Origin of the sequence: Variovorax sp. VaC1 (assembly GCF_043658315.1) — a bacterium.
Classification (GTDB): domain Bacteria; phylum Pseudomonadota; class Gammaproteobacteria; order Burkholderiales; family Burkholderiaceae_C; genus Variovorax.
Genome location: NZ_JBIGLT010000005.1, coordinates 47,498 through 60,503, shown reverse-complemented (window position 1 = coordinate 60,503; position 13,006 = coordinate 47,498). Strand labels below are relative to the sequence as shown.

General features: G+C 68.9%; 10 protein-coding genes. 6 read left to right on the top strand and 4 right to left on the bottom strand.

Going from position 1 to position 13,006, the window contains the following annotated elements; all coding sequences use genetic code 11:
- Nucleotides 1-120: 120 nt before the first annotated feature.
- The 4 genes from xylF (at nt 121) to ACGLHS_RS20160 (ending at nt 4,416) form a co-directional block, all read left to right on the top strand.
- A complete protein-coding gene (gene xylF / locus ACGLHS_RS20175; RefSeq protein ID WP_093243043.1) occupies nt 121-1,143 on the top strand; it encodes a D-xylose ABC transporter substrate-binding protein in 1,023 nt (340 codons plus the stop codon).
- 115 nt (nt 1,144-1,258) lie between these two features.
- Entirely contained in the window at nt 1,259-2,449 is a 1,191-nt protein-coding gene (locus tag ACGLHS_RS20170; RefSeq protein WP_093243045.1) for a sugar ABC transporter permease, read from the top strand.
- Between the two features lies 1 nt (nt 2,450).
- A complete protein-coding gene (locus ACGLHS_RS20165; RefSeq protein WP_394482623.1) occupies nt 2,451-3,257 on the top strand; it encodes an ATP-binding cassette domain-containing protein in 807 nt (268 codons plus the stop codon).
- A gap of 1 nt (nt 3,258) precedes the next feature.
- Nucleotides 3,259-4,416 (top strand): ROK family protein, encoded by a 1,158-nt coding sequence (locus ACGLHS_RS20160; RefSeq protein WP_394482621.1) that lies wholly within the window; start codon nt 3,259-3,261, stop codon nt 4,414-4,416.
- 37 nt (nt 4,417-4,453) lie between these two features.
- On the opposite strand, the gene ACGLHS_RS20155 is transcribed toward ACGLHS_RS20160, so the two are convergent.
- The gene (locus tag ACGLHS_RS20155; protein ID WP_394482618.1) at nt 4,454-5,203 is read right to left on the bottom strand and encodes an SDR family oxidoreductase; all 750 of its coding nucleotides are present in this window, start codon (nt 5,201-5,203) and stop codon (nt 4,454-4,456) included.
- A gap of 108 nt (nt 5,204-5,311) precedes the next feature.
- Between ACGLHS_RS20155 and ACGLHS_RS20150 the strand changes: the two genes are divergently transcribed.
- A complete protein-coding gene (locus ACGLHS_RS20150; RefSeq protein WP_394483516.1) occupies nt 5,312-6,223 on the top strand; it encodes an AraC family transcriptional regulator in 912 nt (303 codons plus the stop codon).
- A gap of 15 nt (nt 6,224-6,238) precedes the next feature.
- Here ACGLHS_RS20150 and ACGLHS_RS20145 read toward each other — a convergent pair whose 3' ends face one another.
- A complete protein-coding gene (locus ACGLHS_RS20145; protein WP_394482616.1) occupies nt 6,239-7,531 on the bottom strand; it encodes a helix-turn-helix domain-containing protein in 1,293 nt (430 codons plus the stop codon).
- Between the two features lie 133 nt (nt 7,532-7,664).
- Between ACGLHS_RS20145 and ACGLHS_RS20140 the strand changes: the two genes are divergently transcribed.
- Nucleotides 7,665-9,785: a PQQ-dependent dehydrogenase, methanol/ethanol family gene (locus ACGLHS_RS20140; protein ID WP_394482614.1), complete on the top strand. Its 2,121-nt coding sequence runs from the start codon at nt 7,665-7,667 to the stop codon at nt 9,783-9,785.
- 25 nt (nt 9,786-9,810) lie between these two features.
- Here ACGLHS_RS20140 and ACGLHS_RS20135 read toward each other — a convergent pair whose 3' ends face one another.
- Nucleotides 9,811-12,240, bottom strand: coding sequence for a hypothetical protein (locus ACGLHS_RS20135; protein WP_394482612.1), 2,430 nt, complete (start codon nt 12,238-12,240; stop codon nt 9,811-9,813).
- Nucleotides 12,237-13,001 (bottom strand): hypothetical protein, encoded by a 765-nt coding sequence (locus ACGLHS_RS20130; protein WP_394482610.1) that lies wholly within the window; start codon nt 12,999-13,001, stop codon nt 12,237-12,239. The genes ACGLHS_RS20135 and ACGLHS_RS20130 overlap by 4 nt, the downstream gene beginning before the upstream one ends.
- Nucleotides 13,002-13,006: the final 5 nt, after the last annotated feature.

Here is a 13,006-nt window from a genome sequence, read left to right as displayed (position 1 = left end):
GCTCCGGGAATTCCCGGGTGCCCAGTGCCCAGCCCAGATGGGATAGTTAGTTCGCCCTTCAAACTAACTAATTTCTTACTCGGCTTTCTTGTCGGGCGAACCAACTCTGGAGAGACATCGATGCAACTGAAACACACCCTGGCCGCCATGGCTTTCGGTCTCACGGCAGTGGGCGCGTTGGCGCAGACCGTGGTCGGCGTGAGCTGGTCCAACTTTCAGGAAGAGCGCTGGAAGACCGACGAAGCCGCGATCAAGGCAGAGCTGGAAAAGCTCGGCGCCAAGTACATCAGTGCCGATGCGGGCGGCTCGCCCGAAAAGCAGCTGGGCGACATCGAGGGCCTGATGTCCAAGGGCGCCAAGGCGCTCATCGTGCTGGCGATGGACAAGGACGCGATCCTGCCCGCCGTCACCAAGGCCACGCGCCAGAAGGTGCCCGTGATCGCGTATGACCGGCTGATCGAGGCGCCCGGCGTTTTCTACATCACCTTCGACAACGTCGAGGTCGGCCGCATGGAGGCGCGCGAGGTCTTCAAGGTCAAGCCCAAGGGCAACTACGTGATCATCAAGGGCTCGCCAAGCGACCCGAACGCCGACTTCCTGCGTGCCGGCCAGCAAGAGGTGCTGGCGGACGCCATCAAGAAGGGCGACATCAAGATCGTCGGCGACGAATACACCGAAGGCTGGAAGCCCGAGGTCGCGCAGAAGAACATGGAGCAGATCCTCACCAAGGCCGGCAACAAGGTCGATGCGGTGGTCGCGGCCAACGACGGCACGGCCGGCGGCGCGGTGGCGGCGCTCACGGCCAAGGGCATCCGCGGCATTCCGGTGTCGGGGCAGGACGCCGACTTCGCCGCGCTCAATCGCATCGCGCTCGGCACGCAGACCGCCACCATCTGGAAGGACTCGCGCGAACTCGGCCGCGAAGCCGCCATCGCCGCCGTTTCACTGGCGGCCGGCAAGCCGGTCGACAAGGCCGCGCCGTGGGCCGGCGGCGCCAAGAAGATCTCGCTGTCCTCGCGGCTGCTGACGCCGGTGCCGATCACGCGCGACAACCTCGACGTGATCGTCAAGGCCGGCTGGATCAAGAAGGACGAGCTGTGCAAGGGCGCCACGGGCGCCAGCGCGCCCGCGGCCTGCAAGTAAGGCAAGGCAGGCCGACACCGGCAGTCGTCAATCCGCGCGATGCAGGCGTCAGGCCGGGCTCCCGAGGCCCGGCCGGGACGCTCTCGCGCATCCGCTTCAAGGGGGTATCCAAAAAATGAGCAATGAAACGCCAGGCTGGTGGCGCCGCACAGGCATCGACCTGCGGCTGATCCTGATGTGCCTGCTGCTGGTGGCGATGGGCGTGGTCTTCAGCGTCATGTCGGGCGGCGTGTTCCTGTCGCCCGAAAATCTCTACAACGTCGCGCAGCAGACGGCCGTGGTCGGCATCGTCTCGACCGTGATGGTGCTCATCATCGTGGCGCGCCACATCGACCTGTCGGTCGGCTCGGTGATGGGTTTTGTCGGCGTGCTCATCGCGTACCTGCAATACACCTCGGGCTGGTCGTGGCCCACGGCCTGCCTTGCGGGGCTCGCGGTGGCGCTGCTGGTGTCGATCTACCAGGGCTGGCTCACGGCGGTGCTGGGCGTGCCTTCGTTCGTGGTCACGCTGGGCGGGCTGATGTCGTTCCGCGGCGCGGCCTTCCTCGTGGCCGACGGCAAGACGCAACCGGTGAATGACGAATTCTTCCAGCGCCTGGGCGGCGGCTACGACGGCGGCATCGGCACCACGGCGAGCTGGGTGCTCGCGGGGCTGGTGGCGCTGGTGCTGTTCGGGCGCATGGTGCAAAAGCGCCGCGCGCGCCAGCGCTACGACATGCCGACCGAGGCGCTGTGGCTCGACATCCTGCTCACGGCCGTGCCGGTGGCCGTGGTGTTCGTCTTCGCGGCGGTCATGAACAACTACCAGATCTCGTCCAAGAGCGAGCCGCAGGGCATTCCGATCCCGGTGCTGATCTGGGCCGCGGTGGCCATCGTGCTGTCGTTCATCGTGCACCGCACGCGCTTCGGCCGCTATGTGTTCGCGATGGGCGGCAACCCCGACGCGGCGGCGCTGGTGGGCATTCCGGTCAAGCGCGTCACGCTGATGCTGTTCGCGCTGCTGGCGGTGCTGGTCACCATCGCGGCCATCGTGTCGATCGCGCGGCTCAACGCGGGCACCAACTCGCTGGGCACGGGCATGGAGCTGTACGTGATCGCGGCGGCCGTCATCGGCGGCACGGCGCTCGCGGGCGGCAGCGGCTCGATCTTCGGCTCGGTGCTGGGGGCGCTCATCATGCAATCGCTCGACAGCGGCATGCTGCTGCTCGACGTGCCCATCGGCAAGCGCATGGTCATCATCGGCCAGGTGCTGATCGTGGCGGTCGTGTTCGACGTGCTCTACCGCCGCAAGTTCGGGGAGAACTGACATGGCCGACATCGATACCTCCAAACCCCTCGTCGAACTGCGCGAGATCCGCAAGTCCTTCGGCGGCGTGAAGGCCGTGGACGGCGTGAGCGTGAACCTCTACCCCGGCGAAGTGGTCGCGCTGCTCGGCCACAACGGCGCGGGCAAGTCCACGCTCATGAAGATGCTCGCGGGCGCCTACCCCATCGACTCGGGCGACACGCTCATCGCCGGAGAAAAGGTCCACATCCGTACGCCCTCCGAAGCACAGGCGCAGGGCATCGAGACCATCTACCAGACGCTCGCGCTGGCCGACAACCTCGACTCCGTGTCCAACCTCTTCCTCGGCCGCGAGAAGATGACGCGCTGGAACACGCTCGACGATCACTTCATGGAAGTGCAGGCGCGCAAGGTGTTCCATCGCCTCAACAAGAACTTCACCAACATCCGCGTGCCGGTGCGCCGACTCTCGGGCGGGCAGCGGCAGGTGGTGGCGATCTCGCGGGCGCTGTACTTCAATGCACGCATCCTCATCATGGACGAGCCCTGCGCCGCGCTCGGCCCCGAAGAAACCGCGATGGTCGGCGGCCTCGTGAAGCAGCTCAAGGCCGATGGCGTGGGCATCTTCCTCATCACGCACGACATGCCCGATGTGTTCTCGCTGAGCGACCGCCTCGCGGTCATGAAGAATGGCAAGCTGGTGGGCACCTACCGCACCGCCGACGTGACCGAAGACGAAGTGCTGGGCATGATCATCGCGGGCAAGCGGCCCGAAGGAAAAGAGCAAGCCCACCACGCCGACACCGCCGGTACCGCCGTGGCTGCCTGACGTGAAGACCATCGGCGACCAGCAACTGCTCAAGCGCATGAACCGCAGCGTGCTGCTGCGGCTGCTGCGCGCGCAGCCGGGCCTGTCTCGCGCGCGGCTGGCCATCGAGAGCGGCCTCACCAAGTCGACCGTGAGCCTGCTGGTGCGCGAGCTGATCGACGAAGGCTGGCTGAGCGAATCGGGCGCCGCCGTGGCCGATGGCCTGGGGCGGCCCTCGACGCCGCTCGAAATCAACGTCGGCGTGCGCGCATTGATGGGCGTGGAGATCGCCGTCGAGACTGTGCGCCTCGTGTGCGTCTCGCTGCAGGGCGAGGTGCTGTACTCGGACACGCATGCGCTGACCGATGGCTCCCCGGCCGGCGTGTGCGCGCAGGTCGCGCGCATGGCGGCGGCGGCGCACGCGCATCTGCAGGCACTGGGCCTGCGCCTGTCGAGCATCGGCGTGTGCGTGCCCGGCGCGGTGGACGACTGCACCGGCGTGGTCCGCTTCGCGCCCAACCTCGGCTGGCGCAACGTGAACCTGCTGCCGGCACTCGAAAAAGCCTTTGCCGCGGTCGGCCTGCCCGGCGTGACCGTGCAACTGCAGAACGACGCCGATGCCGCAGTGCTCGGCGAATACGAGTTCGCGGCGGGCGAGGGCGAAGACCCGCTGATCTTCGTCAACTGCGACGTGGGCGTGGGCGCGGGCGTGGTGCTGAACGACCGCCTCTTCACCGGTGCGCAGGGCATGGCCGGCGAGATCGGCCACACCATCCTCCAGCTCGACGGCCCCTTGTGCTCATGCGGCCGGCGCGGTTGCGCCGAAGCCTTCTTCGGCTCGCGCGTGCTCGAGCGCGAGGGCGCCGACGTGCAACGCGCCGCCGCTTTCTTCGGCGTGCTGCTGCAGAACCTGTGGGTCACCTTCAATCCGCGCGCCATCGTGCTCGGCGGCAAGGCCTGCGCGGAACATCGCGGCTTTGCACAGGCCGCGTTCGAGGGCGTCAAGCACCACGCCGACGGCGCCGGCATGCCGGCGCCCGACCTGCGCACCGCGCGCTACGACGCACTGGCGCCGGCGGTGGGCGCGGCCGCGCTCGCCCTGCACGAATATCTCCGGCCGCTGCAACCCGACGCGCGGACGCGCCGCGCGCGCGCCGCTCAGGTTCTTGCCACGGCCTGAGCCTCCGGCCCTGCGGCCTTGACGACGATCGGACGGATCAGCGGGCTTCTGCGGCCCACTGCACGGCATCCGCACCGGCCGGGATGTGCATCGGGGCCGACGGATCGGTCGCCGCGCGCCACACGGCCTCGGCCACGTCCTTCGCGCGCGTCCCCGGGCCCGTGGACGCGAGCATGCGGGCGACGGTCTGCTGCATGAAATCGCCATAGGCCTCGTCGTCGATGCCGCGCAGGCGGGTCCGCGCGGTGTCGCGAAAGCTGGTTTCGCCCGAAGACCCGGGCAGCACGATGTGCACGCGCACGCCGAACGGCTCGACCTCGCTGGCCATCGATTCGGTGAGCGCATTCACCGCCGCCTTGGCCGCGCGGTAGATGCCGACCAGCGGCAGCGGCTTGTACGTGACGCTCGACGTCACATTCACCACGACGCCCGACTTGCGCGCGCGCATCTGCGGCAACACCGCCTGCGTGACCGCGATCGTGCCGAAGGTGTTGGTCTCGAACAGCGCGCGCACCGTCTCCATGGAGGTGAGTTCGAGCGGCGCGGGCGCGCCGAAGCCGGCGTTGTTGACGAGCACGTCGATCGGCCCCGCAGCCTCGACGGCGTTGCGGATGCTCTGTGCATCCGTCACGTCGAGCTGCAGCACGCGCAGGCGCTCGGATGGCGGCAGCACGTCCTCGCGTGGCGTGCGCATGGTGGCGACCACCTGCCAGCCCTGCGCGAGAAAGTGGCGCGCGGTTTCGAGGCCGAAGCCGGAAGAGCAGCCGGTGATCAATACGGTTTTCATGAGGTTTCCTTCGTGTGGATGGTTTGGATGGCAATGCCTTCACGATAGGTGGCCGGGGCCGTACTTGCTACCATCCAGAGTCCATAACTCATGTTCGAGAGTCCGGCCATGGTCGATCCGTTTGCCGAGGTGGTCGCGTTGCTGCAACCGGCTGCCCGGTTCTCGAAGCACGTCGTCGGCGCGGGTCCGTGGCAGATCCGCCGCTCGGACGCCGGGCAGCCCTTCTACTGCGCCGTCCTGGAAGGCGGCTGCCGCCTGGCGCTCGATGGGCACGAGGAGATCGTGCTGCAGGCCGGCGACTTCGTGCTCATCCCCGCGGCCTTCGGTGTTGCCATGTCCAGCCTTGTGCCGCCGGCCGGCGTGGCCGACTCGCTGCCGGTCGCACTCGGCCAGGGGCTGTTCAGGGTTGGCGCGCAACAGGGCCCGACGGACCTGCGCATCCTGGCGGGCCACTGCAGCTTCGGCTCGCCCGATGCGGCCCTGCTGGTGCCGCTGCTGCCGCAGCTGGTTCATGTTCGCGGTGAACAGCGGCTCGCAACGCTGGTGCAGCTGGTGGGCGAAGAGTCGCGTGCACAGCGGCCCGCGCGCGAGGTCGTGCTTGCGCGCCTGCTGGAGGTGCTGCTCATCGAAGCCTTGAGATCGACAGCGGGGACGGCGGCATCGCCGGGCCTGGCGCGCGGGCTTGCCGACGTGCGCCTTGCAGCCGCGATCCGCGCGATGCACGAGCAGCCGACGCGCGCATGGACGGTCGTAGAGCTGGCGAAAGAGGCTGCGCTGTCGCGCTCGTCGTTCTTCGATCGCTTCAGCCGCGAGGTGGGCATGGCGCCGATGGCGTACCTGCTCGCCTGGCGCATGGCGCTCGCGAAGGACCTGCTTCGACGCAAGGAAGGCGGCGTGGCCGAAATCGCCGAGCGCGTGGGCTACAGCTCCGCGAGCACGTTCAGCGTCGCCTTCACCCGCCACGTCGGGCGGCCGCCGGGCCAGTACGCGCGCGAGCAGGCGGCCGCGGTGCCGGTATGAACAGGCCTTGATGCGCTAGTCGCAGGCGGCGTCGCCCCAGCCGCGCATGCGGCGGTACAGCGTGCCGCGCGACACGCGCAATTGCCGCGCCGCCTGCGACACATTGCCGCCGTGCGCCGCGAGCGTTTCCTCGATCAGCTTGCGGCTGTGCTCGCGCAGCGTCGCCGCAAGCGGTGCGGGTTCTTCGGCGTCGGCATCGCCGTCGTCGGCCGCCGCGTCTTCACGGATGTCGTCGATGGCCTCGGCCTGCACATGCCGTTCGATGGCAATGGGTGGATGGCTGCCCGCATGCGCAACGGCGCCGGGCATTGCCACCGAATGCCGGAAGTCCACGCCATCCGGTCCCTTCAGATGCGCCTGCACCCACACGCCGAGCCCGCTCGCCAGCCGCAGCGGTTGCGCCGCCTCGCGACGGCCGAGCCGCAGCAGGCTCGCCAGGTCGTGGCCCAGCAGGCATTCGACATCGCGTTCGTCCGCCGCTTCGGGCAACCGCCCCAGCAACCGCGCGCCCGCGTTGTTGAGCCACGCGATGGTGCCGTCGGGCGCGATGCCGGCCAGCGCTTCGAGCGGCGTGCCGAGCAGCGTCGGGCTCGACTGGAAGCGCAGGATCAGATGGTCGCGCGACTGCGCCTGCAGCAGCCGGTTCTCGATGGTCGTCGCGTGGATCGCCACCATCGATGCCGCATCGAAGCCGAAGCCCCGCGACTCCACCGTGAGGTCGAGCACGCCGGCCAGCCGGCCCGTCACGTCGCGGATCGGCGCGGCCGCGCATTGCATGTGGCTCAGCACGTCGAAGTAATGCTCGGCGCCGTCGACCGTGCAGGCCTGTCCGGTAGTGGCCACGATGCCGGGCGCGGTGGTGCCGACGATGCGCTCGGAGATGTTCACGCCCACGCGCGCGGTCTTGCGCAGCACCGGCTGGTGCGCATCGGCCGGTTGGCTGCTGACGTGCACCACCACGCCGTCGGGGTCGGTCAGGATCACGCGGCAGTCGGTGCCCGCGAGCACGTTCTCCATCTGCCCGAGTTCGTGCCGCGCCACGTCCAGCAGCTCGCGGTTGCGCGCGAGTGTGGTGTGCAGCCGGCTCGGCGTGACCGCATCGAAGGGCACGATGCGCTGGCGGTCGCGGTGCGTGCGGCTGCAGCGCATCCACGACTGCAGCACCGCCTCGCCGACCAGTCCCGAGGGCCGCACGCCTTCTTCGAAGAACTGCTGCCGCGCGAGCGCCACGCGCTGCGCCGGCGTGCTGGCGAAGAGCTGGCGCGGCGCATCTGCCGTGCCGAGCCGCTCGAACTTGTCTGGGGACATGGGGTTCGCTGCCTCGCTGGATTCGGGACCAGCAGCGAATGTGTTCCGCAATGGAACAGCGCCGGACTGGGGAAATCCCGGGGGTGAGCGCGAAGGCCGTGCGCGCGATCCTTGCACCACAAGGAGACCCACGATGAAAAAAACACACTCCGGGCTGGTCATGCTCGCCGGCGCATTGCTGTGCCTGAACGCATCGACGGCCACGGCCCAGGATTCGACGGCACCGCAAGACCGCGCCGCGGCCGCCACGAAACGGGTCGACGGCAACTTCATCCGCGCCAACGCGGCGCAGAAGAAAACGCCCGACTGGCCCAGCGTGGGCCTCGATTATTCGGAGTCGCGCTTCAGCAGGCTCGACCAGGTGAACGCGGGCAACGTGAAAGACCTGGGGCTGGTCTGGTCGTACAACCTCGAGTCGACGCGCGGCGTGGAAGCCACGCCGCTGGTGGTCGACGGCATCATGTACATCACTGCCTCGTGGAGCGTGGTGCATGCCATCGACACGCGCACCGGCCAGAAGCTGTGGACCTTCGATCCGCAGGTCGATAAGTCCAAAGGCTACAAGGGCTGCTGCGACGTGGTGAACCGCGGCGTGGCCATCTACGAAGGCAAGGTCTACGTGGCCGCCTTCGACGGCCGCCTCATCGCGCTCGATGCGGCCACCGGCAAGACGGTCTGGGAGAAGAACACGCTCGAAGGCCAGAAGGGCAGCTACACCATCACCGGCGCGCCGCGCGTATTCAAGGGCAAGGTCATCATCGGCAACGGCGGCGCCGAGTACGGCGTGCGCGGCTTCGTCACCGCCTACGACGCCAACACCGGCGACCAGAAGTGGCGCTGGTTCGTGGTGCCCGGCGATCCGAGCAAGCCGTTTGAAGACGAGTCGATGGCGCGCGCCGCCAAGACCTGGGACCCGAGCGGCAAGTACTGGGAGGCCGGCGGCGGCGGCACCGCATGGGACAGCTTCGCCTTCGACCCCGAGCTCAACCTGATGTACGTGGGCACCGGCAACGGCTCGCCGTGGTCGCACAAGCTGCGCAGCCCCAAGGGCGGCGACAACCTCTACCTGGGCTCGGTGGTGGCGCTCGACCCCGACACCGGCAAGTACAAGTGGCACTACCAGGAGACGCCCGGCGACAACTGGGACTACACCTCCACGCAGTCGATGATCCTGGCCGACATGAAGGTGGGCGGCAAGCCGCGCAAGGTGCTGCTGCATGCGCCGAAGAACGGCTTCTTCTTCGTCATCGACCGCACCAACGGCAAGTTCATCTCGGCCAAGAACTTCACCGAAGTGAACTGGGCCACGGGCTACGACAAGAACGGCCGGCCCATCGGCATTGCCTCGTCGCGCGACGGCACCAAGCCCAACGACGCCATCCCCGGCCCGTTCGGCGCGCACAACTGGCACCCGATGTCGTTCAACCCGCAGACCGGCCTGGCCTACCTGCCTTCGCAGCACGTGCCGATCAACCTGATGGACGACAAGGACTGGAAGTTCAACGAAGACGTGCCGGGCCGTCCGCATGCGGGCCTGGGCTGGAACCTGGCCAAGTTCGCCAACGTCGAGCCGCCCAAGAGCAAGCCCTTCGGCCGCCTCGTGGCCTGGGACCCGGTGACGCAGAAGGAGGCCTGGGGCGTGGACTACGTGTCGCCCTGGAACGGCGGCACGCTCACCACCGCCGGCAACCTCGTGTTCCAGGGCACGGCCGACGGCCGCCTGCTGGCCTACAACGCCAAGACCGGCGAGAAGCTGTGGGAGACGCCCACCGGCACCGGCGTGGTGGCGGCGCCCTCGACCTACATGGTCGACGGCAAGCAGTACGTGTCGGTGGCCGTGGGCTGGGGCGGCGTCTATGGCCTGGCGCAGCGCGCCACCGAGAAGCAGGGGCCGGGCACGGTCTACACCTTCGCGGTCGGCGGCACGGCCAAGATGCCGGACTTCGTTCAGTACCGCATGGACAAGCTCGTGCAGGGCGTGAAGTACGACCCCGCCAAGGTCCAGGCCGGCACCATGCTCTACGTGAGCAACTGCGTGTTCTGCCACGGCGTGCCGGGCGTGGACCGCGGCGGCAACATCCCGAACCTCGGCTACATGGACGCGGCGTACATCGAGAACCTCGACAAGTTCGTGCTCAAGGGCCCGGCCATGGCGCGCGGCATGCCGGACTTCACGGGCAAGCTCTCGGGCGAGGAGATCGAGAGCATCAAGGCCTTCATCCAGGGGACGGCGGACGCGATCCGGCCGAAGTAAGGCCCCTGAGTAACGACTGCTTCTTCTACCGGCCGCCGTACCAGTACTGGGTGCTGGCGGCCCAGGTCGAGTTCGGGTAGTTCGCGTGCAGGGTCTGCAGGCCCTTGCGCGACCAGTCGCCCACGGCCTTGTCCGGGCAGGTGTAGCGCGCCATCTTCACCGCGACCGACAGCGCCTGCGGCACCAGCGGGTCGGCGCGGTTGCGCTGCATCAGTGCCAGGCTTTCCTGCGTGAAGTAGATCGAGTCCTGCGGAATGGCGCGCAGCTTGCCGACCAGTGCCTCCTGCTGCGCACGCTCTTCCTGCGACAGGAACGCGGGCATCTCGAAGTCGGCGGCGGTGGCGGCCTGCGGGCCGGAGACCGGCACGCCGAGCGGGCGGCACCACTTGCCGTAGCTGCCGATGGCCATGGCGCGGTCGTACGCCGGCGCAATGCCTGGCTTGAGGGGCGGAGTCCGGATGCCTTCGGCGCCGGACCAGTGCGGCGGCAGCAAGACTTCCGTGGTGCTCGCCATGCGCTCCAGCAGCAGGCGGTGCCATGCGGCGGTGTCGGTGTCCGCCAGCTTCACCGAGCGGCGGATGCCGGCGATCGGGTCTGGTCCCTTGGCCGAGGTCGCCGCGGTCGCTGCCTGCGACGGCGATGCCACGCGCATCTGCGCCGCGCGGCGGGCCATGGCGTAGTCCTCGGCCAGCACCGCGCGGGTCCACGCGGTTTCGAGCAGGCCATCGCGCAGCGCGGGCGCCAGGGTGGGGTCGGCGGCAAGACGCAGCCACATCGGCAGCGGCGCACGCGTGTTGAGGAAGCGGATCACGTCGTCGTCGAGGGCACTGGCCAGCGGCACCGCGTTCGGCTTGGCTTCCGTTGCCTCGGGGTCGCGGCGCGCGACCACGGGGCGGATCGCGAGGCGGCGCCATTCGTCTTCCGACGCAGCTGTCGGCAGCAGCAAGGCCTTCACGAGGTTCCGGCCCGAAAGGCTGCGCGCGATCAGCGGCGAATCGCCCGCGTCGGCCACCAGCTCGCGCACCTCCTTGTAGCGGCCCTGCGCAAACAGGCGCTGCGCGCGCAGCTGCGTGGCCGCGAAGCGCGCGGGATGGTCTTCGGGCACGGCGGCCAGCGCGGCTTGCATCTCGGCCTCGCGCTTGTCGTCACTCGCGGCGGCCACCGGCAGCAGGCTCGCGGCGGCCATCAGCCATGCGAGGTCGTGCGTGCGCTGGTAGCGGCTCCAGCTCAGGGTTTCGCGCCACTTGCCGTCCGGCTCGGCGCTGCTGCCCGGACCGTTGAAGCCGCGCACGGTGCTGAGCCATTGCACGAGGTCGGAGGTCTGCACGGGGCCGACGTACGAGCAGTCGTAGATGAACCCGCAGGCGCGGAACTCGTGGTTCAGCAGCAGCAGCTTCGCGGCGGCCGCATCGGGCGGGCCCATGGTCTTCAGGCCGTCCGCCAGCCGCTGCATGCGCGTGGCGGGCAGCAGGTAGCGGATGTGCAGCGCCTCGGCCAGCCGATGGACCGACGGATGCAGCGCCCGCAGGCGCGGGTTCTTCAGCAGCGGCAGCGCGATGGCGTCGACCTGCTTCGTGAGTTCGGCCTGCCGCTTGAGGGCCTCGGGGCTGTCCTTCTCGTTCTTGTTGTCCGAAGGCGCCTCGCCCGGGTTCTGCCGCGCCAGCACGCGCAGCCGCATGTAGGCCGCGAGGTCGCGCCAGGTGCTGGCCTTGTCTTCCGCGATGGCGGTGAACGCGGTGTCGGCTTCGTCGAGGTCGTCGGCATAGAAGCGCTGTGCGGCCAGCTGGTAGGCCTGGTCGGCCTTCAGCCAGGCGGGCGCGTGCGGCGGCAGCTCGGGGACGGTGCCGGACTGCTGGTTGCAGGTGTCGAACACCGCGTCTTGCGCCTTCAACCAGTGCAGCACGTAGGGAGCGGCAGCCTTGTCGCCGGCCACGCGCGTCATGCGCTGGGCCAGCGTTTTCGTGGCGTTGCGGAAGGCATCGCTGTAGAAGCAGTTCGGGGACGCCTGCAGGCTGTCGGCGTTCCACTTCGGCGGCTGCTGCGATGGCGGCGCCAGGGCGGCTTTGTCGCGGGCCGACTGGGGGTCGAGCTTCGCGGTGGCGGCGTCGCGCGCCTGTCGCCATTCGGTCCAGGCGTCGTCCAGCTCTTCCATGCTGTTGTCTTCGCGCGGGAGCTTCTCCAGCAGGTCGGTGAAGGCGCGCACGGCATCGGGAGAAAACGCCTGGCCATGCAGGCGCCAGTACCAGAGCACCTGGTAGGGCACGAGGTAGCTGGTGTAGTAGCCCGCGGGCCGTTCGACGAACTCGCGCACCGGCTGGTCGGGCCGGTTGGTGGCGAAGAACAGGTCCTCGGGTTCGTAGCCGCCGCTGGCGTGCGCCATGGTGGCGCCGAGCAGTGCGGTTGCCGTCATTGCCAGCAGCCTGGCGCCGGCGCGCATCGAGTTGGAAGAAATCATGGGTGCCTGTTGATGTCGATGTTGTTGTTGCTGCTGCTGTCGATCCGTTCGAAGTCTTCGTTCTTCCATGCGCCCGCGTGGAACACATAGCGCCGTTTCACGCCGCCAAGCGCGGGCCAGTTCTCGCCGAACATCAGTCCCGCCGCGTCGCGGCAGGCCGGCACCGTGGCCGCGCCCGTCGCATCGAGTCGCTGGCGGATGCGTGCGCCTTCCGCGCCCATGCGGAAGTACATCGGCACGATCTCGTCGAGCAGGCCGGCGGGCAGCCACGGATCGCTCATGCACCACGAGGCCAGCGCGGTGGCCGAGAGCCGCACGCCGCCTTCGCGCAGCGGCTGCAGGCGCTTGAGCAGCGCGACGTAGGCCTCGCGCTGGCTGCGCCGCGCCTCGAAGTCGAGCTGCACCCAGCCCGAGCGGTTGCCCTGCTTCGCGGCGTGCTCGATGGCGGCGGCAATGGCCGCCTGCTGCGCATCGTCGACGGGCGAGGGCGCGAGGTTGTCCAGCGTGACGTGCACCACCGGCACCACCGTGGCACCCGGCGCGATGCGCAGCGGCCACTGGCGCCATGTCGTGCGGCTGCGCTCGCCGCTCAGCTGCACCGTGGCATGCAGGTAGGCCACGCCGGTGGCTTCGGGCAGCGTGGAAAAAAGCTGGGGCCGGTCCCATATCCACAGCAGCGTTTGCGGTTGTACCTGGCCTTCCTGCGCCGGCAAGGCCAGGAAGACCGCAAGAACCGAAAGGGCCGCGCCGCGAAAACGCATGGGAA

What these genes read in the sequence shown, in the direction of transcription:
- ACGLHS_RS20155 (WP_394482618.1), bottom strand. Translation starts at nt 5,203, where the DNA reads ATGAAAACCGTATTGATCACCGGCTGCTCTTCCGGCTTCGGCCTCGAA.
- xylF (WP_093243043.1), top strand. Translation starts at nt 121, where the DNA reads ATGCAACTGAAACACACCCTGGCCGCCATGGCTTTCGGTCTCACGGCA.
- ACGLHS_RS20145 (WP_394482616.1), bottom strand. Translation starts at nt 7,531, where the DNA reads ATGTCCCCAGACAAGTTCGAGCGGCTCGGCACGGCAGATGCGCCGCGC.
- ACGLHS_RS20170 (WP_093243045.1), top strand. Translation starts at nt 1,259, where the DNA reads ATGAGCAATGAAACGCCAGGCTGGTGGCGCCGCACAGGCATCGACCTG.
- ACGLHS_RS20130 (WP_394482610.1), bottom strand. Translation starts at nt 13,001, where the DNA reads ATGCGTTTTCGCGGCGCGGCCCTTTCGGTTCTTGCGGTCTTCCTGGCC.
- ACGLHS_RS20135 (WP_394482612.1), bottom strand. Translation starts at nt 12,240, where the DNA reads ATGATTTCTTCCAACTCGATGCGCGCCGGCGCCAGGCTGCTGGCAATG.
- ACGLHS_RS20150 (WP_394483516.1), top strand. Translation starts at nt 5,312, where the DNA reads ATGGTCGATCCGTTTGCCGAGGTGGTCGCGTTGCTGCAACCGGCTGCC.
- ACGLHS_RS20140 (WP_394482614.1), top strand. Translation starts at nt 7,665, where the DNA reads ATGAAAAAAACACACTCCGGGCTGGTCATGCTCGCCGGCGCATTGCTG.
- ACGLHS_RS20165 (WP_394482623.1), top strand. Translation starts at nt 2,451, where the DNA reads ATGGCCGACATCGATACCTCCAAACCCCTCGTCGAACTGCGCGAGATC.